The organism is Diaphorobacter sp. JS3050 (genome assembly GCF_013154915.1).
GTDB classification, from domain to species: Bacteria; Pseudomonadota; Gammaproteobacteria; order Burkholderiales; family Burkholderiaceae_C; genus Diaphorobacter; species Diaphorobacter nitroreducens.
In genome coordinates, this window is record NZ_CP053553.1 from 2,851,840 (window position 1) to 2,877,655 (window position 25,816).

Sequence of the window (25,816 nt, forward strand, 5' to 3'; positions counted from 1 at the left end):
CGCAGTCCCCGGCCCGGCATCACTTGTAGAGCAGTTGCGGCAGCCACAGACCGATCTGCGGCCACACATACAGCAGCACGATCGCCAGCACCTGGATGCCCATGAACGGCAGCATGCCCAGGAAGATCTGGTTGAGCGTCACATGCGGCGGCGCCACGCCCTTCAGGTAGAACGCCGACATGGCCACGGGCGGCGACAGGAAGGCCGTCTGCAGGTTCAGCGCCACCAGCAGGCCGAAGAACAGCGGGTCCACGCCGAAGTGGCTCAGCAGCGGAATGAAGATGGGCATGAAGATCACGATGATCTCCGTCCACTCCAGCGGCCAGCCCAGCAGGAAGATCACCACCTGCGACAGCACCATGAACTCGATCTTGCTCAGGTTCATGGAGAGCACCCACTTCTCGATCAGCTCCTGCCCACCCAACAGCGCGAAGGCCGCGGAGAAGATGGCCGAGCCCACGAACAGCCAGCACACCATGGCCGAGGTCTTGGCCGTGAGGTACACCGACTCGCGCACCACATCCATGCTCAGACGCTTGTAGGCCGCGGCCAGCACGAAGCCGCCGAACGCCCCCATGGCCGCCGCCTCGGTCGGCGTCGCCAGACCGAACACGATGGAGCCCAGCACGGCCATGATCAGTGTCAGCAGCGGGAAGAACGAGCCCAGCAGCATCTTGAAGATTTCCAGCCGCGCGAAGCTCAGGAACAGATAGAAGAGCGCTGTGGCCGCACCCAGCACGCCAAACATGACCCACCACCAGGTGGGCGCGGGTTGCGTGGCGGCCTGGGGCGTGGCACCTGCGGTGGAGCCGGGCGGCTCCCCCACTGCGGATGGGGCGGACTGTGCGGGCTCGGCACCGGGGGGCTCGGCCAGCGCACCACTGTCCGCGCCCGGAGGCTCCTGCAGGCCCGTGGATTCCTGCGGCGGTTCTTGCAGGCCGCCCTCCACCGGCGGCTCCTGCAAGCCAAACTCCGACGCCACCCGGGGCGAGTTGTCGTTGAAGCCGATGGGTTGGATGCCGTACGCCTCCTCCACCGACACCGTGGTGACCGCACGCCAGCTGCTGGTGGCCAGCAGTACGAACAGCAGCCCCGGCATCACCACCAGTGCCAGTTGCCGCAGCACATAGGCCGTGGGTACCTGCGCATTGCGCTTGCCCTTGAGGGCATCCAGCAAGCGCACGGGGGCATATTGCCGCGTCTCGGCGGGCAGCGCGGCGGTCATGGCCGGCAGCACCACCTGCCGTTCCTTGGCCGACAGCGGCGGCGCCCAGGCCGGCTTGAGCTTGGCCATCAGAATCACGTACATCACATACAGGCCCGCCAGCATGATGCCGGGGAAGAAGGCGCCCGCGTACAACTGCACCACCGATACGCCCGCCGTCGCGCCATACAGGATCAGCAGCACCGACGGCGGAATCAGGATGCCCAGGCAGCCACCCGCCGTGATCGCGCCGGCCGACATGGGCGTGCTGTAGCCCGCGCGCAGCATGGCCGGCAGCGCCAGCAGGCCCATCAGCGTGACCACCGCGCCCACGATGCCCGTGGCGGTGGCAAAGATGGCGCAGGTGATCAGCGTGGCCACGGCCAGCGAACCCGGCACGCGCGCCATGGCCAGGTGCAGGCTCTTGAAAAGCTTTTCGATCAGGTTGGCCCGCTCGACCAGGTAGCCCATGAACACGAACAACGGGATGGCGATGAGCACGTCGTTGGCCATGCTCTTGTAAGCCGCCTGCACCATCAGGTCCAGCGTGCGCGTGATGTCGCGGTCGTACGCCAGCCAGGTGAAGATCATGCCCATGCCCATGAGCGTGAACGCGGTGGGAAAACCCAGCATGATGGCCACCACCACCAGCGACAGCATCAGCAAGCCCAGGTGGCCGCGCGTGATCGTCTCCACGCCCAGCAGCATCCCGACGGCGCCGGTCACCACCAGCGCCATGATGGAAAAGCCGAACCACAGTTCCTTGCGCATCTTCATGGCTTGCCCCCCTGCGCGGCGGATGCGGGAGCCGGCACCTGCAGGTCGCTGTCGTTCACGTGCACCATCTCCTTGAGCTTCTCGACGTCCACCTCTTCCACGTCCTCGCCGCGCCGGGGCCACGCGCCCTGGCGCAGGCAGATCACGCAGCGCGCGATCTCCGCCAGCCCCTGCAGCAGCAGCACGGCGCCCGCCAGGGGAATCACGAACTTGAAGGGGTACAGCGGCAGCGGCGTGGCGGAGAACGTCTGCTCGCGGATGGCCAGCGATTCCTGCGCATAGGTCCAGCCGGCCCAGGTCATGGCCAGCACACCCGGCAGGAAGAACAGGATGTAGAGCAGCAGGTCCAGCCCGGCCTGCACGCGCGGGCTGAAGAAGCCGTACAGCACGTCGCCGCGCACGTGGCCGTTCTTGGCCAGGGTGTAGGCGCCCGCCAGCATGAACATGGTGCCGTACAGCATGATCTGTGCGTCCAGCACCCAGGCATGGGGGTTGTTCAGCGCGTAGCGCGAGAAGACCTCCCAGCAGATCAGGGCCGTCAGGCCCACGACGGCCCAGGCCGCCGCCTTGCCGATGAAGGTGGACACGGCATCGATGCCGAGTAAGAGTTTTTGCATGGCTGGAAGAGAACGCTGCGGCCCCGCGGGGCAATGAACGGATACACGCTGGCCCGGGCGGCACCGCCTGCGCGTGCCCCCGGCCCTCGTCAGAATGAAAGGCAGGCCCGCCGGGCCTGCCGCGGCATCAGCTCTTGCGCTGCGCGAAATAGTGGTTCCAGGCCATCTTGAAGTCGACGTCGGTGTCGTTCTTCCAGCGGCCGCTCCTCTGCGCAAAGGTGCGCATGGAGTCCATCACCTTCTTGAACATGGCGTTCTCTTCGGCTTTCTTGGCCGTGACCTTGTCCCAGGCGGCCAACTGCGCGCGCAGGATGGCGTCCGGCGTCTTGTAGAACTTCACCCCCTGCTTGGACTGCATCTCGGCATAGTCCTTGGCGTAGCGGTCGGCGGCCTTCCAGCTCATGTCGGCGCTGGCGGCCTGCACGGCGTAGTCGATGACCGCCTTCAGCTCCGACGACAGCGCGTCGTACTTGCTCTTGTTGAACAGCACTTCAAACTGCTCGCTGGACTGGTGGAAGCTGTGCAGCATGCAGTTCTTGGCCACGTCGGGAAAGCCCAGCACGCGGTCGCTGGAGGCGTTGTTGAACTCGGCCGCATCCAGCAGGCCGCGGTCCAGCGCGGGCACGATCTCGCCGCCGGGCAGCGGGTTCACGGCCACGCCCATCTCGGTGAACACATCCACCGCCAGCCCCACGGTGCGGAACTTCAGGCCCTTGAGGTCTTCCACGCGCGCCACCGGCTTCTTGAACCAGCCCAGCGGCTGCGTGGGCATGGGGCCGTAGAGCTTGGAGACCACGTCCAGGTTCAGGCTCTTGTAGATCTCGTCGAGCAGCTCCTTACCGCCGCCGTAGTAATGCCACGCGAGCACGCCGTTGGCATCCAGGCCAAAGGCCGGGCCCGAGCCCCACAGCGCCACGGCCTGGTTCTTGCCGTACCAGTAGGCCACCACGCCGTGGCCACCGTCCAGCGTGCCCTTGGCCACGGCATCCAGCAACTGGAAGGCCGGCACCACGGCACCCGCGGGCAACACCTCGATCTTCAGGCGGCTGCCCGCCATGTCGTTGATCTTCTTGGCCAGGTCTCCCGCGAACTCGTGAAAGATATCCTTGGCGGGCCAGGTGCTCTGGAATCGGAACACCGTGGTCTGGGCCGTGCTGATCATGGGCACGGACATGGCTCCCGCGGCAACCGCAGCACCCTTGAGTAGGTTTCGGCGGCCTGGGGTCTTGGTCTGCTCTGTCATCTACTTCACTCCTTGATTGGGATGCCTGGACAATCCAGACCCGCATCTTTGGCGGGTTGCAAATGCATACCAAAGAGGGTTTACGCGAAGCATCGCGCACCCCACCACGGCGTTCCGCCGCTTTTTGCGCAGTGCACACCTGCGCAGCTCCAGCGCACCGCACCTGTGCAATGCCGTGCATATCTGGCGCAGAGCGCTACGAATTGCGAAGCATGGTGGTGGGGTATGGCCCCGCAATTACTGCGGCGCAGCACGCAGGACCCACTCGGCATTTAGCGGCATGCGCACCACACGCGCCCCAGCGGGGCGGATCATGCGAAGATTGAAGCAAAAACACCGTTAACCCCATAGTGGGAGAGCGCGAGAAGCTATGCTTTTGGAAGCAAAGCGCCCCTGCACACCACTTACGCGCCCCACACAGGAGACCTCTGCATGCCCCTTTCTCACACCGCCAGCGGCGACGTCCAGCACGTGCCCTTCGATGACCTGCGCGGCACGCTCGCACGCATCTTCGAGCGGCACGGCACCAGCGCCGAAGTGGCCGCCGTGCTGGCCCACAACTGCGCCAGTGCCGAACGCGACGGCGCGCACAGCCATGGCGTGTTCCGCATCCCCGGCTACCTGTCGACATTGGCCAGCGGCTGGGTGGACGGCCACGCCGTGCCGCGTGTGGAGGATGTGGCGCCCGGTTACCTGTCGGTGGATGCCGGCAATGGCTTCACCCAACCCGCCTACCGGGCCGCCTATTCGGCGCTGGTGGCCAAAGCGCGCGCGAACGGCGTGGCGCTGCTGGCAATCCGCAACTCGCACCACTTTGCGGCGCTGTGGCCCGACGTGGAGCCGCTGGCTGACGACGGGTTGGTGGCGCTGGCGCTCGTCAACAGCATGGCCTGCGTGGTGCCCAGTGGCGGCACCAAGGCGCTCTTCGGCACCAACCCCATCGCCTTCGCAGCGCCCCGCGCGGGCCATGAGCCGCTGGTGTTCGACCTGGCGACCAGCGCCATCGCCCACGGCGACGTGCAGATCGCCGCGCGCGAGGGCCGCCTGCTGCCCGACGGCCACGGCGTGGACCGCCACGGCCAGCCCACGAACGACCCGCGCGCCATCCTGGACGGCGGCGCGCTGCTGCCTTTCGGCGGCGTGCACAGCAGCTACAAGGGCTCGGCCCTGTCGATGATGGTGGAGCTGCTCGCGGCCGCGCTCACGGGCGGCAACTTCTCGTTCGAGTTCGATTGGAGCGGCCACCCCGGCGCACAGACACCCTGGACGGGCGAGCTGATCATCGCCATCGACCCAGCCAAGAGCGCGGGCAGCAGCTTTGCGCAGCGTTGCGAAGACCTGGTGCAGGCCATGGCGGCCGCGGGCCAGACGCGCCAGCCCGGCGAGCGCCGCTACCGCCAGCGCGCGCGGTCGCTGAAGGACGGCGTACCGCTGCCTGCCACCACCTGGGCCGAGCTGCAGCGCCTCGCCGACGGGCCAATTTAGAAAATTGAATCAAATGGGCCTGCAGCGCCCAGTCAACGTGCGCCAACAGCTATTAAAACAATAGCATTCAGGGTTCACTCCGGAAACCGCGCGTCTACTCGCCGCGCACCCGCTCGCCGCGCGCCCGCTTCTCGCGCCGCAGCGCGAACTGCAGACACCCCTGCCCCACCAGCGCCGCACCCAGCAGCACGCAGGACGAGGCCAGCGCCGGGTTGGAGCCCCAGCCCACCAGCAGGGTGAACAGCGCGCCCAGCGCCATCTGCGCAAAACCGTACAACCCGGCAGCCGCGCCGACGTGGCGCGCATCCACCGTCAGCACCTTGGACAGCGCCGCCGGGCTGGCCATGCCGGCACCCAGCACGAACAGCAGCATCAGCCCCACGGTGGCCTCCAGCGTCAGATGGCCCAGCAGCTCCAGCGCCAGAAAGACCAGCGCGCAGGCCACGCTCACCGCGTTGCCCCAGACCAGCAGCCGGCCCAGCCGCATGCTCAGTGCCAGGCGCCGCGTGAGCGCATTGCCGATCGCCATGCCCACCATCACCACGCCCAGCGCAATGCCCACGTCGCGCAGCGGGTGCCCCAACTGATCGGTGATGATGAACGGCGCCGCCGCGATGAAGGCATACACCGCCGTGGTCGCGCAACCACCGCCCACCGCATAGGCCACGAAGGTGGGCGAGCGCAAGAGCGCGGCGTAGGCGCGTGCCAGCCGACCCGGGCTCACACGGCCCGTGGGCGTACCCGTTTCGGGCACCTTGTGCCAGGAAAGCAGCAGCGTCGCCACACCGGCCAGGGCCAGTGCCACGAACACCGCCCGCCAGCCGCCCAGCGCCACCAGGCCCGAACCCACCAGCGGCGCCATGCCGGGGCCGACCATCATCATCAAGTTGAGCAGTGCCAGGGTGCGCACGGCCTCCACCGGGCCATTGGTGTCGCGCACCATGGCGCGCCCCAGCGCCAGCCCGGCGCAGCCGCCCAGCGCCTGGATGAACCGCGCAGCGATCAGGGCCGGTGCGGTCGGCGCCAGCATGGCGGCGATGCTGCCCGCCGCGTACAGCGCCAGCCCGCCCAGCAGCAGGGGACGCCGTCCCAACGCATCGGACAAGGGGCCGTAGACCAGCTGCCCGAGCGCCAGCCCGACGATGTAGATGCTGATCGTGGCTTGCACCGCCGCGGGCCCCACGCCGAGCGCGCGCGCCGCGTCCGGCAACGCGGGCACGAACATGTGCATGGCCAGGGTGCCGCTCAGGGTGATGAGCACCAGCAGCCACAGCGGGGGTGCGCCGGCAGAAGGCGAAGGGGACGCGCGCATCGCGGAAGGTTAGCAGCCAGGCCGTGGCGCTGGCTGCCGCCGCCGGCCCTCGGCGGACGTCAGACGTCGATGGCCGCGGCCGATCCCGCCTGCTTGCGCAGCTCGAACTTCTGGATCTTGCCGGTGCTGGTCTTGGGCAACTCGCCGAACACCACGGCACGCGGCACCTTGAAGCCCGCCAGGTGCTTCTTGCAGTGCGCCACGATGTCCTCAGGCGTGGCCTGCGCGCCCGCCTTCAGCTCCACGAAGGCGCAGGGCGTCTCACCCCACTTGGGATCGGGTTTGGCGACCACGGCGGCGGCCAGCACGTCGGGGTGGCGGTAGAGCACGTCCTCGACCTCGATGGAGGAGATGTTCTCGCCGCCCGAGATGATGATGTCCTTGCTGCGGTCCTTGATCTTGATGTAGCCGTCGGGGTACTGCACCGCCAGGTCACCACTGTGGAACCAGCCGCCACGGAAGGCCTCCTCGGTGGCCTTGGGGTTCTTCAGGTAGCCCTTCATGGCGATGTTGCCGCGGAACATGATCTCGCCCATGGTCTCGCCGTCGTGCGGCACGGGCTCCATGGTGTCTGGGTTGAGCACCATGGCCGCGCGTTGCAGGTGGTAGCGCACGCCCTGGCGGGCATTGAGGCGCGCACGCTCGCCGATGTCCAGCGCGTCCCAGGCCGCGTGCTTGGCGCAGACGGTGGCCGGGCCGTACACCTCCGTGAGGCCGTACACATGGGTCAGGTCGAACCCCATCTGCTCCATGCCCTCGATCATCGAGGCCGGCGGCGCTGCCCCGGCCACCATGGCCTTCACGCCCGCGGGAACGCCCTCCTTCATCGCCGCAGGCGCGTTGACCAGCAGGCCATGCACGATGGGCGCGCCGCAGTAGTGTGTGACGCCGTGGTTGCGAATGGCGTCGAAGATGGCCTGCGCCTCGACCCGGCGCAGGCACACATTGACGCCCGCGCGCGCCGCAACCGTCCAGGGAAAGCACCAGCCGTTGCAGTGGAACATGGGCAGCGTCCAGAGGTAGACGGCATGCTTGGGCATGTCCCACTCCAGCACGTTGCTGACGGCATTGGTGTGCGCGCCGCGGTGGTGGTAGACCACGCCCTTGGGGTTGCCCGTGGTGCCCGAGGTGTAGTTGAGTGCGATGGCGTCCCACTCGTCGCCGGGCAGTTCCCACGCGAACTGCGCGTCACCCTGGGCCAGGAAGTCCTCGTACGTCAGCGTGCCCAGGCGCTGCGCGGCCGGGCCGTAGACGGCGTCTTCCACGTCGATGAGCAGCAGCGGCGCCTGCGACTGGCGCAGCGCCAGCGCCTTGGCCATCACGGGGGCGAATTCGGGGTCCACGATCACCGCCTTGGCCTCGCCGTGGTCCAGCATGAAGGCGATGGTCTCCGGGTCCAGCCGGGTATTCAGCGCATTGAGCACCGCACCCGCCATGGGCACGCCGAAATGCGCCTCCACCATCGGCGGGGTGTTGGGCAGCATCACGGCCACGGTGTCGTTCTTGCCGATGCCCGCGCGGCGCAGGCTGCTGGCCAGGCGGCGGCAGCGCGCGTAGGTCTGCCCCCAGGTCTGGCGCAGCTCGCCATGCACGATGGCCAGGCGGTCGGGGTAGACCTCGGCCGTGCGTTCGATGAAGGACAGGGGCGACAGCGGCGCATGGTTGGCTTCGGTGCGCGGCAGATTCTGGTCGTACATGCTGGTCACGTGCGGGGCTCCTTTGTTTCTTGTTCAGGCCGGGAATGCAAGACCCGTTCATTAGAGCAAAGCCAGCTGACGGCGGGCTGATGGAAAATACCCCGGTGTCCATCCCCCAGTCGTTCATCCAGGAGTTGCTTGCGCGCGTTGACGTCGTCGATGTGGTTGGCCGCTATGTGCAGCTCAAGAAGAGCGGCGCCAACTTCATGGGCCTGTGCCCCTTCCACGGGGAAAAATCGCCCTCATTCAGCGTCAGCCCGTCCAAGCAGTTCTTCCACTGCTTTGGCTGTGGCAAGAACGGCAATGCGATCGGGTTTCTCATGGACCACGCGGGCATGGGCTTTCGCGAGGCCGTGCAGGACCTGGCCCAGCAGATCGGTATGCAGGTGCCCGACGACGAGAACACCTCGCCTCAGGACCGCGAACGCGCCGCCGCCCAGCGCCAGAAGCAGGCCACGCTGACCGACGTGCTGGAGAAGGCCGGCGACGCCTGGCGACGCCACCTGCGCGAGTCGCCGCGCGCCGTCCAGTATTTCAAGGGCCGGGGCGTATCAGGCCAGGTGGCCAAGCGCTACGGCCTGGGCTACGCGCCGGAGGGCTGGCGCGGCCTGGCCAGCGTGTTCCCCGAGTACGACAGCCCGCTGCTGGAGGAAAGCGGCCTGGTGATCGTGAACGAGGAAGACGGCAAGCGCTACGACCGCTTCCGCGACCGCGTGATGTTCCCCATTCGCAACGTCAAGGGCGAGTGCATCGGCTTTGGCGGGCGCGTGCTGGGCGACGACAAGCCCAAGTACCTCAACTCCCCCGAAACCCCGGTGTTCCACAAGGGCCGCGAGCTCTACGGCCTGTACGAGGCGCGCAACGCCATCCGCGAACACGGCTACGCCCTGGTCACCGAAGGCTACATGGACGTGGTGGCGCTGGCGCAACTGGGCTTTCCCAATGCCGTGGCCACGCTGGGCACGGCATGTACGCCCGAGCATGTGCACAAGCTGTTTCGCTTCACCGACACGGTGGTGTTCAGCTTTGACGGCGACGCCGCCGGGCGGCGCGCGGCGCGCAAGGCACTGGACGGCGCCCTGCCTTACGCCAGCGACACGCGCAGCGTGAAGTTCCTCTTCCTGCCGGCCGAGCACGACCCCGACAGCTTCGTGCGCGCCTATGGACCGGAGGCGTTCGCGCGCCATGTGGGCGACGCCGTGCCGCTGTCGCGCTTCCTGCTGGAGGCTGCGCGCGAGGGTTGCGACCTGGGAACGGCCGAGGGCCGCGCCCACATGCTGAGCAACGCGCGCCCGCTGTGGGCAGCGCTACCCGACGGCGCGCTCAAGCGCCAGTTGCTGACCGAGCTGGGTGAACTGGGCCAGTTGCCCGCGCCGGATCTGGCCCAGCTCTGGGCGCAGGAGAGCCCGCGCCCCGGCTCCGCCGCGCACCCGCCCGCGCATGACGGCGCCCCCTTCGGCGACGAGCCGCCCTGGGGGCAGGAACCGCCGGGCATGGAATACGGCAGCCCTGCCGGTGGCGAGCCCGCACGCCGCTGGCGCAAGGGCGGCGAATGGAAGGGCGGGCGCTGGCGCCGCGAAGAGCAGCGCCCCCCACAGCCGCCGCTGCCGCGCCGCCCCCTCACGGGGCGCGCCGACCATGCCGCGCGCCTGCTGCTGTCGCACATGGAATTCCTCGAAGAGCTGTCGCACGAAGATCACGCGCTGCTGTGCGACCAGCCCGCGCCGCACGGCGCGCTGTTCGTCTGGCTGGAAGGGCAATTGCACGAGCACGGCCCCCAGTCCTGGGCGGTGCTGCGCGAGGCCTTGGCAGGCCATGACTGCCAGGCCCTGGCCGAGCGGGTGATGACTGGCTCCCACGCCCAGACCGAGGGGGACGAGACCGAGTTGCGCGCCGAACTGCGTGGCTTGCTCAACCGCATGCTCATCGAAGCCATCAAGCTGCAGCAGAACGCCCTGATCGCCGCGGCCTCGCAGGACCCGGCGGCCATCGAGCGCTACCGGCAATTGCAGGAGCGCCGCCGCGCGCTGGAAGAGGGGCTTACAAAATGACCTCGGGGGCTTGACAAAGCCCCTTGAATTTTGCTGCGCCGGTATAATGTACGGTTTGTCGGCAAGAGCGACAGCAGCACCTCCGGACCAGGCAACCGTGACAAACGCGCACAACCGCCCTCCCCCACCGCAAGGACTGCACACCAAATGTTCGCCCAGACATCTTGCCCCTGAGGATTTGCCCCTCGAACCGCGAAGGCCCCTGCCTTCGCCGTGCCTGCCCGCGCCGGGTTCCTTGGCGCTTGTGTTTTCTTTGTGTGTCCGTTTTTGACCCTGAGGTTGTCCATGCCCGTTCAAAAGTCCGCGAAGTCGCCCAAGTCTGCCTCTGGCACCCCCGCGAAGGCCGCTTCCAAAGCCGCAACCACTGTGAAAGCCGCCGCCAAGGCGCCCGCGAAAGCCGCCCCTGTCAAGGCCGCTGCCGCCGCGCCCAAGGCTGCGCCGAAAGTCAAGACTGTGTCCACGCCGAAAACTGCTGCCGAGCTGAAAAAAGCCGCTGATGAACTGTTGAAGAAGAAGCCCGCGCGCGCCAAGGCGGCTGCTGCCGAGCCCGAAGTCGCCGAAGAGGCGCCCAAGAAGAAGCCCGGCCGCCCCGCCAAGGCCGCCGGCACCACCGCTGCTGCCAAGCGCGGCCGCAAGCCCAAGGCCAAGGAAGAAGGCCTGGAGGACGACGCCGACCTGTCCGACATCGAGTCCGACCTCGAAGGCGAGCCCGAAGCCGAGGTGGTTGAGGCCGCCGAAGCCGCCCCGGTCGAGAAGGCCAAGCCCCTGCGCATGAAGATCAGCAAGGCCAAGGAACGCGCCTTGATGAAGGAGTTCGGCCTGGACGAAACCGTCCTGTCCGAAGAGGACATGGCCAAGCGCCGCTCGCAGCTCAAGAAGCTGATCACGCTGGGCAAGACGCGCGGCTACCTCACGCAGGTGGAAATCTCCGACCACCTGCCCGACAAGCTGGTGGACGCCGAAACCATGGAAGTCGTGGTCGCCATGCTGGGCGACATGGGCGTGGCCGTGTACGAGCAAACGCCCGACGCCGAGACGCTGTTCCAGAACAACGTGACCCCCACGGCCACCACCGTGGAGGAGGCCGAGGAAGAAGCCGAGGCCGCCCTGTCCACCGTGGACTCGGAATTCGGCCGCACCACCGACCCCGTGCGCATGTACATGCGCGAGATGGGTAAGGTGGAGCTGCTCACGCGCGAAGGCGAGATCGAGATCGCCAAGCGCATCGAGGGCGGCCTGATGGACATGATGGAGGCCATCAGCGCCTCGCCCGCCACCATCGCCGAGATCCTCAACATGGGTGAGGAAATCCGCGAGGGCAAGGTCGTCATCTCCACCGTGGTGGACGGCTTCTCCAATCCCAACGAGGCCGACGACTACGTGGCCGAGGAGGATTTCGACGAGTTCGACGAGGAAGACGACGACGACGGCAAGGGCGGCTCCAAGGCGCTGACCAAGAAGCTGGAAGAGCTCAAGAACGAGGCCCTGCGCCGCTTCGACACGCTGCGCGCGCTGTTCGAGAAGATGCACAAGATCTACGACAAGGACGGCTACGGCGGTCCCGCGTACATGAAGGTGCAGCACGAGATCTCGGCAGAGCTGATGACCATCCGTTTCACGGCCAAGACCATCGAGAAGCTGTGCGACATGGTGCGCGCCCAGGTGGACGACGTGCGCAAGATGGAGCGCGAGCTGCGCCGCATCATCGTGGACAAGTGCGGTATGCCCCAGGAGACCTTCATCAAGGACTTCCCGGCCAACCTGCTGAACCTGCAGTGGGTCGAGAAGCAGGCCGCCGCCGGCAAGCCCTGGAGCGCCGTGATGCAGCGCAACATCCCGCCGATCCAGGAACTGCAGCAAAAGCTGATGGACCTGCAGGCGCGCGTGGTGGTGCCGCTGTCCGAGCTCAAGGAGATCAACAAGCGCATGAACGCGGGTGAAGCCAGCTCGCGCGACGCCAAGAAGGAGATGATCGAGGCCAACCTGCGCCTGGTGATCTCGATCGCCAAGAAGTACACCAACCGCGGCCTGCAGTTCCTGGATCTGATCCAGGAGGGCAACATCGGCCTGATGAAGGCGGTGGACAAGTTCGAATACCGCCGCGGCTACAAGTTCTCGACCTACGCCACGTGGTGGATCCGCCAGGCGATCACACGATCCATCGCGGATCAAGCTCGAACCATCCGCATCCCGGTGCACATGATCGAGACCATCAACAAGATGAACCGCATCAGCCGCCAGCACCTGCAGGAGTTCGGCTTCGAGCCCGATGCGTCCATCCTGGCCGCGAAGATGGAGATCCCCGAGGACAAGATCCGCAAGATCATGAAGATCGCCAAGGAGCCGATCTCGATGGAAACCCCCATCGGCGACGACGACGACAGCCACCTGGGCGACTTCATCGAGGACAGCAACAACACCGCACCCGTGGACGCCGCCATGCAGGCCGGCCTGCGCGACGTGGTGAAGGACATCCTCGACGGCCTGACCCCGCGCGAAGCCAAGGTGCTGCGCATGCGCTTCGGCATCGAAATGTCCACCGACCACACGCTGGAAGAAGTGGGCAAGCAGTTCGACGTGACGCGCGAACGCATCCGCCAGATCGAGGCCAAGGCGCTGCGCAAGCTCAAGCACCCGAGCCGCTCGGACAAGCTGCGCAGCTTCATCGACTCGCTGTAAGCCACGCATCTTCCGCGCACACCTCGCGCTGCCAACGCCCCCGCCGCTCGGCCGGGGCGTTTTTTATTGCGCGTCAGGGTTTCAAGCCAAATCGGCTTTTCACGCTTATACAGCAGGCGCCAGCAGCTATATTTTTGATAGCAAAACATGGAACGCCCGATCGGTGGACAATGGCCGTCCCGTCCTTCCTGAAAGCTGCCCGCCATGCCTCTGAACACCCCTTCGCACACCGGCCGTCTGCGCTTCGCCGTGATGGGCGCAGGCGCGGTGGGCTGCTACTTTGGCGCCCTGCTGGCGCGTGCGGGCCACGCGGTCACGCTCATCGGCCGCCCGGACCACGTGCAGGCGATCCAGGCCCACGGCCTGCGACTGCAAACCGCCACGCAGGACACCCATGTGCCACTGGAGGCCAGTACCGATGCCAGCGCCGTGCGTGGCGCCGACGTGGTGCTGCTGTGCGTGAAGTCCACCGACACCGAAGCAGCGGCGCGCCAGATGCAGCCCTACCTGGCACCGGGCGCGCTGGTGCTCACGCTGCAAAACGGCGTGGACAACGACGAGCGCGCCCGCGCCGTGCTGGGCGCGGCGCACCCCGTGGCGGCCGCCGTGGTGTATGTGGCGACTGCCATGGCCGGGCCTGGGCACGTGCGTCACTTCGGGCGGGGTGAGCTGGTGATCGGCCCGTCGCCCGCCAGCGCGCGCGTGGCGCGGGAGCTGTGCGACGCGGGCATCCCCGCCGAGGTGTCGGACAACGTGCGCAGCGCCCTGTGGGCCAAGCTGGTCATCAACTGCGCCTACAACGCGCTGTCGGCCATCGTGCAGCAGCCCTACGGCTGGCTGGTGCAGCAGGACGGCGCGACCGATGTGATCGCCGACGTCGTGGCCGAATGCCTGGCCGTGGCGCAGGCGGACGGAGTGCACCTTCCCGCAGACATCCACGCGGCCGTGCGCGGCATCGCGCAGAGCATGGCGGGCCAACGGTCCTCCACCGCGCAGGACCTGGCACGGGGCCGCCCCACCGAGATCGGCCACCTGAATGGCTACGTGGTGCAGCGCGGCGCCGCGCTGGGTGTCGCCACGCCGGTCAACCGCGCGCTGCTGGTGCTGGTACGCATGGCCGAGGCCAGTGGCGTGCGTGGCCCCCAGGACCATCAAAAAACATAGCTGCCAGCGCTTGATAGGTAAGCGCTGGAGGCCAAAAACATTCTGAATCGCCACAACGCAGACGCGCCGCACCGCGGGCTGGGCGCCGCCTCGGGACCGGCCTACACTGGCTGCGCGTGCGTCCACCACCTTTTCCGCTGCCGGGCGTCCGGCGGCCCACACCCATGCACTGGCTTGAACACAAGATCCCTCCGCCGCTCGTCGCCGCCCTTGCCGGCGTGGCGATGTGGTTCACCGCGCAGGCCAGCGGCGGCGTGACGGACAGCGCGCCGCGCACCGCGGCGGCCGTCCTGCTCGCGCTGGTGGGCCTGGCGTTCGACGTGGCCGGCCTGCACGCGTTTCGGCGCGCGCGCACCACCGTCAACCCGCTGCGGCCGGGCGGTGCTTCGGCGCTGGTGGTGGGCGGCGTGTACCGCGTCACGCGCAACCCGATGTACGTGGGCCTCGCCCTCCTGCTGCTCGCATGGACGGTGTACCTGGGTGCGCCGCTGGCGCTGCTGGGCGTTGCGGCGTTCGTGGCCTACATCACGCGCTTTCAGATCGTTCCGGAAGAGCGGGTGCTGGCGCAGAAGTTCGGGCCGGAATTCGCCGCCTATCGATCCAGGGTGCGCAGGTGGCTGTAGCGCTTATCCAGCAAGCGCTGACAGCTCCTTGAACGATAGCGAAGTCAGTCCATCTTCACGCTGGCGCTCTTCACCACCTGCCCCATGCGCGCCAGTTCGCTGCGAAAGAACGCGGCCGAGGCATCGGGCGGCGTGAGCTTGATCTCGTAGCCCTGCGCCACCAGCGCGTCGCGCGCCTCCGGCATGGCCAGCGCGGCCTTGAAGCCGTGGTACAGCCGCGCCACGTCCGCCGGGGGCACGCCGGCAGGCGCCACGGCGGCGATCCAGCCCTCCAGTTCATAGCGCGGCAGGCCCTGTTCGGCGAGGGTGGGCACGCCGGGCAGCGAGGGGACGCGGGCAGCCGTGGTCACGCCCAGCGCGCGCAGGCTGCCGGACTTGATGTGCGCGGCCGCCGGCGCCACGGCCACCACGCCCAGCTGCACCTGCCCGCCCAGGATGTCATTCATCAGCGGGCCCATGCCGCGGTAGGGGATGTGCTTGATGTCCAGCTGCGCCTGGTCCACGAACATGGCCGCGCCCAGGTGCAGGATGGTGCCGTTGCCCGATGAGCCGTAGTTGAGCACCCCGGGCTTGGCCTTGGCGAGCGCGATGAGTTCGCGCGCGTTCCGGGCCTGCACCGAGGGATGGGCGACGAGCACGAAGGGCGTGGCGCCGATCACGGTGATGGGCGTGATGTCCTCGATGGCATCGAAAGGCGCCGATGGGTACACATGCGGGTTCACCACGTGGTTGTTGGACACCACGCCGATCACCGAGCCGTCCTTGGGCGCGCGCACGAGCTGCGTGGTGCCCGTGATGCCGCCCGCGCCGGGCAGGTTCTCGATCACCACCGCCTGGCCCAGCGCCCTGGACAGGCTGGCCTGAATGGCGCGGATGGCACCGTCCGCGCCCGAGCCGGCCGACAGCGGCAGGATCACGCGCAGCGGCCGGTCGGCCGCACCGGGGCCCTGCGCATGCGCCAGCGCGGGCGCACAGAGGGCAGCACTCCAGGCCAGCGCCTGGCGGCGCGTGAGGCGGCGGGGTGCGGGGAATGCATCGAGGGGCATGGGTGTCTCCGGTGGTTTTTATAGGGGTCTCAGAAAGCGCGGACTCAGGGATTGGCGGGCCACGCATGCACAAGGCCGTGGCCCGATTGATACCCCTCAGGCCACGGCCGCGCACGCGCGCAGCGCGGCCACCTGCTCGGCCGTGTAGCCCAGGCCTGCCAGCAGATCCTGCGTGTGCTGGCCGAGCCGCGGTGGGTCCAGGCGCACGCCCATGCGCTGGCCGTCCAGGCGCAGCGGCATGAGCGTGGTGCGTGCGGTGCCGCCCGCGCGCTCCCCGTCGGGCAGGGTGATCTCGGCCAGGCCGCCCGTGGCGTTGAGGTGCGGGTCGTCAAACAATTGCTCGGGCCGCAGGATGGGTGCGAACGGCAGGCCATGGCGCTCGAAGACCGCCGCCAGTGCATCGGCCGTGTGGGCGGCCAGGCGCTGGCGCAGCTCGGGCAACAGCGTGGGCCGCGCGCGCACGCGGTCGTTGTTGGTGGCATAGCGCGGGTCGGCCTTGAGGTCGGCATAGCCCATGGCGTCGCAGAAGGTCTGCCACTGCGCGTCGCTCACCGCGGCCAGGAAGATCTGGCCGCCGTCCTTCACGCTGAACACGTCGTACACCGCCCAGGACGAGATGCGGTCGGGCATGGGCGCGGCGGGCTGGCCGGTGACGGCGTACTGCATCATGTGCTGGCCGACCAGGAACACGTTGTTCTCGAACAGCGCCGAGTCCACCTCCTGGCCGCGCCCGGTCTGCTGGCGCTGCATGAGCGCCGCCATGGCGCCGATGGCGCCGAACATGCCGCCCATGATGTCGTTCACGCTGCTGCCGGCGCGCAGCGGGTCGCCCGGGCGGCCGGTCATGTAGGCCAGCCCCCCCATCATCTGCACCACCTCGTCCAGCGCCGTGCGGTGCTCGTAAGGGCCGGGCAGGAAACCCGTGTGGTTCACATACACCAGGCGCTCGTTCAGGCGCGACAGGGCCGCGTAGTCCAGGCCGTACTTGGCCATCACGCCGGGCTTGAAGTTCTGCGCCACCACGTCGGCCGACGAGGCCAGGCGGATGGCCACCTCCAGTCCCGCGCGGCTGCGCAGATCGATGGCGATGCTCTTCTTGTTGCGGTTGAACATGGGAAAGAAGCCCGCGCCCGCGCCCAGCAGGTGGCGTGTGCGGTCGCCATCCACGGGCTCGACCTTGATGACCTCGGCGCCCAGGTCGGCCAGCACCATGCCGCAGGTGGGGCCCATGACCATGTGGGTGAACTCCACCACGCGCAGGCCCTCCAGGGGCAGCCGGGGCGAAGAGGAAGCGTTGGAATCCATGGCGTTCAAAAAAGAGAAAGAGGCAAAACAGGCGCGCCCACTCAGGCAGGGTGCGCCAGGGTGGAAACAGAAGCGCCCGCGTGGCGCGGCAGACCGGCCTGCCACAGCGTGCCATGCAGCGTCTCGCCCGCGAGCCAGCCCTGCACGCGCTGGCGCAGCGCGAGCAGCGCGGCCACGTCGAGTCCCGTGGACAGCCCCATGCGCTCCAGCATGAAGGCCAGGTCTTCGGTGGTCACGTTACCGCTGGCGCCGGGCGCATGCGGACAGCCGCCGATACCGCCCAGGCAGGCGTCGAAGCGCGTGATGCCCGCCTGCCAGGCGGCGTAGCAGTTGGCCAGCCCCATGCCGCGCGTGTCGTGAAAATGCGCGGCGGCCAGGCGGTCGCCCACCAGCGTGCGCGCCTTCTCGAAGAGGCGCTGCACGCCGGCCGGATCGGCATAGCCCACGGTGTCGGCCAGGCTCACGCGGTCGGCGCCGGCATCCAGCAGCGCCTGCAGCAGGCGCAGCACCTCGTCCTCGGCCACGTCGCCCTGGAGCGTGCAGCCGAAGGCCGTGCCCACGCCGCCCTCGATGCGCGTCGCGCTGCCCGCCGCATCGCGGGTGGCGCGGATGCGGGCCACCTCCGCCACCACCTCGTCGGGCGTCTTGCGCAGGTTGGCGAGGCTGTGCGCATGGCTGGCCGACAGAGGCACGATCATCCAGTGCGCACCCGCGTCGATGGCGCGCTCGGCCCCCTTGAGGTTGGGCACCAGCACCGAGGCCACCAAACCCGGCAGCGTGAGCGCATGCGCGAGCACCTCGGCGGTGTCGGCCAGTTGCGGCAGCAGGCGCGCGGGCACGAAGGAGCCCACCTCGATCTCGCGCTGGCCGGAGGCATAGGCGGCGTCCAGCCAGGCGATCTTGTGTGCTGTCGGCAGCGTGGTGGCGATGCTCTGCAGGCCATCGCGCAGGCCCACCTCGCGCACGGTGGCGTGGCCGGGGCGCGGGTCGCAGAGGGTGGGTAGCGAAGCCATGGAATTGCCTGGAGGGTTGATGTGCGTCAGTGCCGTTGTGGATTTTAAAAATTCCAGCACACTACGAAACCTCAATTTAGGAACCCCAAGCGTTCCCAAACGGAAATTTTCATGCGTCTGCCCGACCTGCTCTCGCTCAAGCTGTTCGTCGCCGTGTGCGAGCACCGCAACATTGCGCGTGCTGCGCAGCAGGAGGCCATCGTGGGCTCGGCCGTCAGCAAGCGGCTGGCGCAACTGGAAGACACCGTGGGCGCGCGCCTGCTGGTGCGCCGCCGGCATGGCGTGGCGCCCACCCCGGCGGGTGAGGCGCTGCTGGAGCATGCGCGCGAGATGCTGGCCAGCGTGGGGCGCATCGAGCGCGACATGGCCGCGTTCAACACCGGCATCCGCGGACAGGTGCGCATGCTGGTCACCGCCTCGGTCATGGCCGAGTCGCTGGCCGACGACGTAGCAGCGTTCCTGCAGGACCCCGCGCACCGCGACATCCAGGTGAGCATGGAGGAGCGCGTGAGCCCCGAGGTGGTGCGCGGCATCCGCGAGGGCAGCGCCACCGTGGGCATCTGCTGGGACGCGGCGGACCTGCAGGGGCTGCAGACCCGCAGCTACCGCCACGACCATCTGGCCATCGTCGCCCACCCCGATCACCCCGTGGCCCAGTCGGCGCGCGTGCGCTTTGCCGACGTGCTGGGGCATGAGTTCGTCAGCATGCCGGCGCTGAGCGCCGTGCAGGTGCTGCTGGCGCGCGCCGCGGCCGTGGAGGGCAAGATGCTGGCACACCGCGTGCAGGTGTCCAACTTCGACGCTGCGCTGCGCGTGGTGCGCGCCAACCTGGCCATCAGCGTGATCCCACGCGAAGTGGCCGAGCCGTTTGCCGCCGCCACCGGCGTGCGGGTGATTCCGCTGGCCGACGGCTGGGCACGGCGGCGCTTTGCCATCTGCTTTCGCAGCGAGGAGGGCCTGTCACCCGCCGCCCGGCTGCTGGTGGAGCACCTCGTGCGCAGGGCGCCGGAGTGAGCCGCATGGCTACCCCATTTTTCAGGGTTTGCACATGTCAGCCGGACGCAACGAGCTACTAAACTTGTAGCAGGTACATTTCCAGGCTATATTGCTATCGTTTTTTGCAACCACTGCCGCTCCGCGCCTGCGCGGCGCGGCACCCCACCACCCTATGCGCAAGGAGAAGCGTTCATGAGCTCCAAGGAAAACGCCGCCGTCAACCAGCTGTTCGAGAAACTCGAATGCCGTTATGCGCTGCGCGTGCTGTGGGCCCTGCGCGACGGCCATCCGCAGACGTTCCGCCTGCTGCAAGACAGCGTCGGCGGCATCACGCCCAACACGCTCAACACCCGCATCAAGGAACTGCGCGAGTGCGGGCTGCTGGACCACGGCAGCGACGGCTACACCGTCACCCCCGTGGGCCAGGATCTGCTCAAGCGCCTGTCCGATGTGCAGGCTTTTGCCACCCGCTGGTCCGCCGCGCGCGTGAAGAAGTAAAGCGCCCCGCAAGCCCTTCGGCCCCCACCAGCCCGCCGTGTGCGGGTTTTGGTCTTTTTGGCCCCTAGCGCTTATTGGATAAGCGCTAACAGCTATCTTTTTTGAATCAAATCAAGGAACCGTTCACCATGGCATTCACCACCACCGCCTCCGGCCTGCAGTATGAAGACACCGTCGTCGGCACCGGCGCGCAGGCCACGCGCGGCCAGTCGGTGCGCGTGCACTACACCGGCTGGCTCTACAACGACGGCCAGCAAGGCGCCAAGTTCGATTCCAGCCGCGACCGCAACGACCCGTTCGAGTTTCCCCTGGGCGCGGGCATGGTCATCAAGGGCTGGGACGAGGGCGTGCAAGGCATGCAGATCGGCGGCCAGCGCACACTGATCATCCCGGCAGCCCTGGGCTACGGCGCACGCGGCGCCGGCGGCGTGATCCCGCCCAACGCCACGCTGAAGTTCGACGTGGAGCTGCTGGCCGTCGGCGTCTGACGGAACTCCGCGCCCCGCTGGCGGGGCGCCCGAAAAAAAGGGAACGTGGTTCGCACGTTCCCTTTTTTGTGGGCGTGTATGGCCGCCGTTGATTACACCGGCACGCCCACCAGGTCATGCCCCTGCGTTCCCACGATGCGCGCCTTCACGAAGTCGCCCACCTTGTAGGTCTTGCTGAATTTCTCGGGCGGCAGCAGGTGCACCACGCCGTCGATCTCGGGCGCATCGGCGTAGCTGCGGCCCACGCCGCCCTTCTTGCCCAGGCCCACGGCCTGGTCCACCAGCACCTGCATGGTCTGGCCCACGCGGCGCTGCAGCTTGGCGGTGGAGACTTCCTCCGCCACCGCCATGAAGCGCGCACGGCGCTCCTCGCGCAGTTCCATGGGCAGCATGCCCGGCAGCTCGTTGGCGGCGGCGCCCTCTACGTCGCTGTAGGCAAAGCAGCCCGCACGGTCGATCTGCGCCTCGCGCACGAAGTCCAGCAGGTGCTGGAACTCTTCTTCCGTCTCGCCGGGGAAGCCCGCGATGAAGGTGCTGCGGATCACGATCTCCGGGCAGGCCTCGCGCCAGCGCAGGATGCGCTCCAGATTCTTCTCGCCGCTGGCGGGGCGCTTCATGCGCTTGAGCACGTCAGGGTGGCTGTGCTGGAAGGGCACATCCAGGTACGGCAGCACCAAGCCCTGCGCCATCAGCGGAATGATGTCGTCCACGCTCGGGTAGGGGTAGACATAGTGCAGGCGCACCCACGCGCCGTAGGTGGCGGCCATCTCGCCCAGCGTCTGCACCAGCTCCAGCGTGCGCGTCTTGACGGGCTTGCCGTCCCAGAAGCCCGTGCGGTACTTCACGTCCACGCCATAGGCCGATGTGTCCTGGCTGATGACCAGCAGTTCCTTCACCCCGCCCTCGAACAGCGCCTTGGCTTCCTTGAGCACATCGCCCACCGGGCGGGACACCAGGTCGCCGCGCATCGAGGGGATGATGCAGAAGGTGCAGCGGTGGTTGCAGCCCTCGCTGATCTTCAGGTAGGCATAGTGGCGCGGCGTGAGCTTGATGCCCGCCTCGCCGAAGCTGCCCGGCACCAGGTCAAGGAAGGGGTCGTGCGGCTTGGGGCAGTGGGTATGCACGACCTCCATCACTTCCTGCGCCGCATGCGGCCCGGTCACGGCCAGCACGCTGGGGTGTACCTCTTTCACGAGGTTGCCGCCCGTCTCGCCGGCGCGCGCGCCCAGGCAGCCGGTAACGATCACCTTGCCGTTCTCGGCCAAGGCCTCGCCAATGGTGTCCAGGCTTTCCTTCACGGCTTCATCGATGAAGCCGCAGGTGTTGACGATGACGAGGTCTGCGCCCTCGAAGGTCTTGGAGGTTTCGTAGCCCTCGGCGCTGAGTTGCGTGAGGAGGAGTTCGGAGTCGGTGAGGTTCTTGGGGCAGCCGAGGCTGACGAACCCGATCTTGGGGGTCTTGGCGGGGGAGAGTGCTTGGCTCATCCCCGCATTTTCCCAGTTCTGCCGGGCTCAGCGCTTTTTGAGGCCAAACGCGCCCAGCATCTGCTCGGTCTGCTTCTGCATCTGGTCCTGCATCTGCAGGAACATGTTCTGCGACTGCTCCACGTAGTTGCCCATCAGCCCCTTCATCATGGGCGATTGCAGATTCATGAATTGCGTCCACATCTCGGGCGTGAGGCCTTGCGACTGCTCGGCCAGCTTGGCCTGGATCTCGGTGAACATCTGCACGTTCTTTTCCAGGTACGCGCCCATGAAGCCCTGCATGGCGTGGCCATAGAAGCGGATGATGTTGGCCAGCGCCGCCTCGCTGAACATCGGCGCGCCGCCTGCCTCCTCCTCCAGGATGATCTGCAGCAGGATGCTGCGCGTGAGGTCTTCGCTGGTCTTGGCGTCGCGCACCACGACGGATTCGCCCTGCATCACCAGCTGCTTGACCTCGGCCAGCGTGACATAGGTGGAGGTGGACGTGTCGTACAGCCGGCGGTTGGGGTACTTCTTGATCACGCGCTGGGCGGTTTTTGGGTCGGGTGCTGGGTTCTTGTCTGGCACAGGCGGCTCCTCGGGTACATGGCCCGTCATGGCTTGTATTGCAGTGCAGCAGATTCTAGGCAGGCCGCACCCGCGCAGCGCGCAGGAATACCCTGATGGCCTGCACGACCGCCTGCTCCAGGCGGAATGCGGGGGATCCGGAAACAAAAAAGCCGCTCTGTCGAGCGGCGTTTTGTACAGAATTTCTCTCTTTGCATGCTGAAGTCTGGGTGGCTTCAGCAGAGAGAAATGGTAGGCGCGATTGGACTCGAACCAACGACCCCCACCATGTCAAGGTGGTGCTCTAACCAGCTGAGCTACGCGCCTGTGTTTGTTCGAGAAGCGGGAGTATAGCAGCAAAAAATGCCGCCTCGGCCCTGGCGGCCGTCATCGCCGGCGCGCCGAGCGCACCCCCTGCACCGCGGCCACGATACCCAGCACCTTGTTGAGCCGCCCCGCATCGGACACTTCCACGGTGAAGGTCATCCATGCCGTTCCCTTGACGGACTGTGTCTGCACGCCGATGACGTTGGTCTTCTCACGGGCGAACACTTCCGAGATGTCGCGCAGCAGGCCCTGGCGGTCCGAGGCTTCCACCGCCACGTCCACGGGGTAGACGGCGGCTTCTCCGGCGGCGCGCTGCGACTTTCCCCACTCCACGTCGATCACGCGCTCCGCATTGCGCGCCGCCATCTCGCGGAAGTTGCTGCAGTCGGCGCGGTGCACGCTCACGCCCTTGCCGCGCGTGACGAAACCGCGGATCTCATCGGGCGGCGCGGGCTTGCAGCACTTGGCCAACTGCGTCATGAGGGAATCCACGCCCACCACCAGCACGCCGCCCTTGGGCGCGCCGTCGGGTGTGCGCGCCTTCTTGAGCAGCACGTCAGGCTCGTCGACCGCCGGCTCGGGTGGGCGCAACAGGGTCTCGATGCTGCGCAGCGAGAATTCGTCCTTGCCCACCACTTCGAACAAGGCCTCGGCCGACTTGAAGCCCAGCTGCACCGCCAGGTCGTCAAGCTTGAGGGCCGTCTTGCCCTCGCGCTGCAGCAGCTTTTCCACCAGCTCGCGGCCGCGCGCCACCGTGGCATGGGTGGCCTGTGCGTTGAACCACGCGCGCACCTTGGCCTTCGCGCGGTTGCTGGTGAGGTAGCCCAGTTCCGGGTTGAGCCAGTCGCGCGAAGGACGCCCTTCCTTCACGGTGGTGATCTCCACCGTCTGGCCGTTCTGCAGCGGCGTGTTCAGCGGCACCATGTTGCCGTCGACACGCGCGCCCCGGCAGCGGTGGCCGACGCTGGTGTGCACGGCATAGGCGAAGTCCACGGGAGTGGCGCCCTGGGGCAGTTCCACCACGGCCGCGTCCGGGGTCAGCACATAGATGCGGTCTTCGAACAACCCGCTGCGGCTGGCGGAGCCCACCAGGTCGCGCTCCCACGCCAGCAGCTGGCGCAGTACGGCGATCTTGGCGTCGTACTCGCTGCTGGCCGACACGCCGGCGTAGCCCTTGGTGCCCGCCTCCTTGTAGGCCCAGTGCGCGGCCACGCCATGCTCGGCATGGTCGTGCATGGCCTGGGTGCGGATCTGGATCTCGATGGCCTTGCCCGCCTCGTCGCGCACCACGGTGTGCAGCGACTGGTAGCCGTTGGGCTTGGGGCGGGCGATGTAGTCGTCGAACTCCGCCTCGATGGGCTTGAACTGGCTGTGCACCCAGCTCAAAGCAGCATAGCAGTCCTTGACGCTCGGCACCACCACACGCAGCGCACGGATGTCGAACACCTGGTCGAAGTTCAGCGACTTGCCGCGCATCTTCTTGACGATGCTGTAGATGTGCTTGGGCCGGCCCTGCACGCTGGCGCTGATGCTGCGCGCGCGCAATTCGGACTCCAGCCGGCTGCGCACCTGCTCCATGTACAGCTCGCGCTCCACGCGCTTCTCGTCGAGCAGGCGGGCCACTTCCTTGTAGGTCTCGGGCTCCAGGAAGCGGAAGGCCAGGTCTTCCAGCTCCCACTTCATCTGCCAGATGCCCAGGCGGTTGGCCAGCGGCGCGAACACCTGCAGCGCCTCGCGCGCGATGGCCGGCGATACCGGGCGCTTGGCTGCGGCATAAAAGCGCAGCGTCTGCAGGCGGGACGCCAGGCGCAGCATCACCACGCGCAGGTCGCGCGAGAAGGCCAGCAGCATCTTGCGCACGTTCTCGGTCTGCGTGGCCGCATCGTCCACCTGCTGGCCCGTCACCTGCGCCTCGCGCGCCTGCAGTTGCACGCGCATGAGCTTGGTGGTCTCCAGCGCCAGCGCGGCGAAATTGCTGCCGAAGGCCTTGGTGATCACTTCCTCGGGCTTGTTCAGGTGCGAGCAGGCATACACCAGATAGGCCGCCGCCTGCATGGTTTCCGAGCCGCCCAGGTGCTTGAGGATGGCGGACACCGCATCGGCATGGACGAGGGTGTTCTCTCCGGTTTCCAACGTTTCGCCGATCAAGAGCGGCTCGGCAAAGGCGCGGGCGCGCACCAGGGCGTCGGCATGCTCCGGTCCCGCCTGCGCGGTGGCTGCGATGAGCTGCGGCACCGCCTCGGGTCGGGGCCCGGCGGCCGCGCCCTGCCCCATGGGCAGATGGCCGATGGAACTGCTCTTCATGCTGTCAACTCCTCCTGCCGCTCCAGCAGGAACTGCGCGACCACGGCCACCTGGTCCGGCTGCACCAGCGTCGGCGCGTGGCCCACGCCGGCGAACTCCACCAGCCGCGCACGCGGGCCGCGCGCGGTCATCTCGCGCGCCGTGGCGCTGGACAGCAGGTCCGACTCCGCGCCGCGCAGCAGCAGCACCTGGGCCGGGATCTGGTCGTACAGCTGCCATAGCTGCTGCTCACCCGCCAGCGCGGCCTCGGGCGTGAGGGCGCGAAAGGGCACGGCGATCGCCGGGTCGTAGTGCAGGGCCAAGCCCCCTTGGGGCGCCTCGCGCACCATGGCGCGAGACAGTTCCAGCCACTGCGCAGGTGTGTGCGGCCCGAAGCTGCGCGACACCGCCCACAGCGCGTCGGCCGCCTGCTGCAGCGTCGCGAAATGCGCGGGCTGCCCCAGGTACTGGCCGATGCGCGCGAGCGCCTGCCACTCCACCCGCGGCCCCACATCATTGAGCACCAGGCGCCGCACGGGTACCGGCAACACTCCCGGCTGGCCGCACAGGCCCATGCCGATGAGCCCGCCCATGCTCGTGCCCACCCAATCCAGGGTGGCGATGGGGCCCTGGCTATGCAGCTGGACCAGCAAGGCCCGCATGTCGGCCGCGTACACCGGCAATTGGTATTGCATCGGATCGGCCAGCCAATGGCTGCGTCCGCGCCCCACGACATCGGGGCAGACCACGCGCGCATGGCGGGCCAGCGCGCGTGCCAGGGTGTCGAAGTCCCGCCCCTGGCGTGCCAGCCCGTGGACGCAGACGATCACATGGGGATGGGCCGCGTCGCCCGTCTCGTTCCACTCCCAGTAGGCCATGCGATGGCCTTGTTCCGGGTGGCCGGCGGCCGCGGGGCCGGGGCACGGTACGTATTTCAGCGTAGGTTGAATCATGGAAACGGTACCGTCATGCAGCGCT

20 protein-coding genes and 1 tRNA gene are annotated in these 25,816 nt (G+C 67.8%); 8 read left to right on the plus strand and 13 right to left on the minus strand.

The features are described 5' to 3' along the window. Positions 1-19: 19 nt before the first annotated feature. The 3 genes from HND92_RS13695 to HND92_RS13705 all read right to left on the minus strand — a co-directional run bounded on the left by HND92_RS13695 (position 20) and on the right by HND92_RS13705 (position 3,841). On the minus strand, positions 20-1,981 hold the full coding sequence (locus HND92_RS13695; RefSeq protein WP_172207780.1) for a TRAP transporter large permease subunit: 1,962 nt from the start codon (positions 1,979-1,981) through the stop codon (positions 20-22). Then, positions 1,978-2,598: a TRAP transporter small permease subunit gene (locus HND92_RS13700; protein WP_011806256.1), complete on the minus strand. Its 621-nt coding sequence runs from the start codon at positions 2,596-2,598 to the stop codon at positions 1,978-1,980. The genes HND92_RS13695 and HND92_RS13700 overlap by 4 nt, the downstream gene beginning before the upstream one ends. Positions 2,599-2,725: 127 nt before the next feature. Next, complete coding sequence (locus HND92_RS13705) at positions 2,726-3,841, minus strand: TRAP transporter substrate-binding protein (RefSeq protein ID WP_011806257.1); 1,116 nt, start codon at positions 3,839-3,841, stop codon at positions 2,726-2,728. A gap of 432 nt (positions 3,842-4,273) precedes the next feature. Here HND92_RS13705 and HND92_RS13710 point away from each other — a divergent pair, with 432 nt between their 5' ends. After that, entirely contained in the window at positions 4,274-5,326 is a 1,053-nt protein-coding gene (locus HND92_RS13710; protein ID WP_172207782.1) for an Ldh family oxidoreductase, read from the plus strand. A gap of 94 nt (positions 5,327-5,420) precedes the next feature. Here the strand turns inward: HND92_RS13710 and HND92_RS13715 are convergent, their stop codons facing one another. Together HND92_RS13715 and HND92_RS13720 are read right to left on the minus strand one after the other, a co-directional pair. Then, on the minus strand, positions 5,421-6,638 hold the full coding sequence (locus tag HND92_RS13715; protein WP_172207784.1) for a multidrug effflux MFS transporter: 1,218 nt from the start codon (positions 6,636-6,638) through the stop codon (positions 5,421-5,423). A gap of 59 nt (positions 6,639-6,697) precedes the next feature. Next, positions 6,698-8,344 (minus strand): acyl-CoA synthetase, encoded by a 1,647-nt coding sequence (locus HND92_RS13720; RefSeq protein ID WP_088886322.1) that lies wholly within the window; start codon positions 8,342-8,344, stop codon positions 6,698-6,700. A gap of 95 nt (positions 8,345-8,439) precedes the next feature. Between HND92_RS13720 and dnaG the strand changes: the two genes are divergently transcribed. From dnaG to HND92_RS13740, 4 genes are all read left to right on the plus strand, one after another. Continuing rightward, positions 8,440-10,386, plus strand: a complete 1,947-nt coding sequence (gene dnaG / locus HND92_RS13725; protein WP_172209330.1) for a DNA primase — start codon at positions 8,440-8,442, stop codon at positions 10,384-10,386. Positions 10,387-10,671: 285 nt separating this feature from the next. Then, a complete protein-coding gene (rpoD, locus tag HND92_RS13730; protein ID WP_172207786.1) occupies positions 10,672-13,065 on the plus strand; it encodes an RNA polymerase sigma factor RpoD in 2,394 nt (797 codons plus the stop codon). A 204-nt stretch (positions 13,066-13,269) separates the two neighbouring features. Continuing rightward, on the plus strand, positions 13,270-14,229 hold the full coding sequence (locus HND92_RS13735) for a ketopantoate reductase family protein (RefSeq protein WP_172207788.1): 960 nt from the start codon (positions 13,270-13,272) through the stop codon (positions 14,227-14,229). A 164-nt stretch (positions 14,230-14,393) separates the two neighbouring features. Then, positions 14,394-14,852 (plus strand): isoprenylcysteine carboxylmethyltransferase family protein, encoded by a 459-nt coding sequence (locus tag HND92_RS13740; RefSeq protein ID WP_172207790.1) that lies wholly within the window; start codon positions 14,394-14,396, stop codon positions 14,850-14,852. A gap of 44 nt (positions 14,853-14,896) precedes the next feature. Here HND92_RS13740 and HND92_RS13745 read toward each other — a convergent pair whose 3' ends face one another. The 3 genes from HND92_RS13745 to HND92_RS13755 all read right to left on the minus strand — a co-directional run bounded on the left by HND92_RS13745 (position 14,897) and on the right by HND92_RS13755 (position 18,216). Continuing rightward, complete coding sequence (locus HND92_RS13745; protein WP_172207793.1) at positions 14,897-15,898, minus strand: tripartite tricarboxylate transporter substrate binding protein; 1,002 nt, start codon at positions 15,896-15,898, stop codon at positions 14,897-14,899. A gap of 96 nt (positions 15,899-15,994) precedes the next feature. Further along, entirely contained in the window at positions 15,995-17,203 is a 1,209-nt protein-coding gene (locus HND92_RS13750) for a CaiB/BaiF CoA-transferase family protein (protein WP_172207797.1), read from the minus strand. Positions 17,204-17,244: 41 nt separating this feature from the next. Beyond that, positions 17,245-18,216, minus strand: coding sequence for a hydroxymethylglutaryl-CoA lyase (locus HND92_RS13755; protein WP_172207799.1), 972 nt, complete (start codon positions 18,214-18,216; stop codon positions 17,245-17,247). Positions 18,217-18,327: 111 nt separating this feature from the next. Here HND92_RS13755 and HND92_RS13760 point away from each other — a divergent pair, with 111 nt between their 5' ends. From HND92_RS13760 to HND92_RS13770, 3 genes are all read left to right on the plus strand, one after another. Next, positions 18,328-19,230, plus strand: coding sequence for a LysR family transcriptional regulator (locus HND92_RS13760; protein ID WP_047349488.1), 903 nt, complete (start codon positions 18,328-18,330; stop codon positions 19,228-19,230). A gap of 174 nt (positions 19,231-19,404) precedes the next feature. Further along, complete coding sequence (locus HND92_RS13765; RefSeq protein ID WP_011806269.1) at positions 19,405-19,710, plus strand: helix-turn-helix domain-containing protein; 306 nt, start codon at positions 19,405-19,407, stop codon at positions 19,708-19,710. A gap of 128 nt (positions 19,711-19,838) precedes the next feature. Beyond that, positions 19,839-20,198, plus strand: a complete 360-nt coding sequence (locus HND92_RS13770) for an FKBP-type peptidyl-prolyl cis-trans isomerase (protein WP_011806270.1) — start codon at positions 19,839-19,841, stop codon at positions 20,196-20,198. A 92-nt stretch (positions 20,199-20,290) separates the two neighbouring features. Here HND92_RS13770 and rimO read toward each other — a convergent pair whose 3' ends face one another. The 5 genes from rimO to HND92_RS13795 form a co-directional block, all read right to left on the minus strand. After that, positions 20,291-21,682, minus strand: coding sequence for a 30S ribosomal protein S12 methylthiotransferase RimO (gene rimO / locus HND92_RS13775; protein WP_015913872.1), 1,392 nt, complete (start codon positions 21,680-21,682; stop codon positions 20,291-20,293). 27 nt (positions 21,683-21,709) lie between these two features. After that, positions 21,710-22,279, minus strand: a complete 570-nt coding sequence (phaR, locus tag HND92_RS13780; protein ID WP_011806272.1) for a polyhydroxyalkanoate synthesis repressor PhaR — start codon at positions 22,277-22,279, stop codon at positions 21,710-21,712. A gap of 199 nt (positions 22,280-22,478) precedes the next feature. Further along, positions 22,479-22,555, minus strand: a tRNA-Val gene (locus HND92_RS13785). Positions 22,556-22,615: 60 nt separating this feature from the next. Continuing rightward, positions 22,616-24,829, minus strand: a complete 2,214-nt coding sequence (locus HND92_RS13790) for a bifunctional (p)ppGpp synthetase/guanosine-3',5'-bis(diphosphate) 3'-pyrophosphohydrolase (RefSeq protein ID WP_228403809.1) — start codon at positions 24,827-24,829, stop codon at positions 22,616-22,618. 26 nt (positions 24,830-24,855) lie between these two features. Further along, the gene (locus HND92_RS13795; protein WP_172207802.1) at positions 24,856-25,791 is read right to left on the minus strand and encodes an alpha/beta fold hydrolase; all 936 of its coding nucleotides are present in this window, start codon (positions 25,789-25,791) and stop codon (positions 24,856-24,858) included. Positions 25,792-25,816 lie beyond the last annotated feature (25 nt).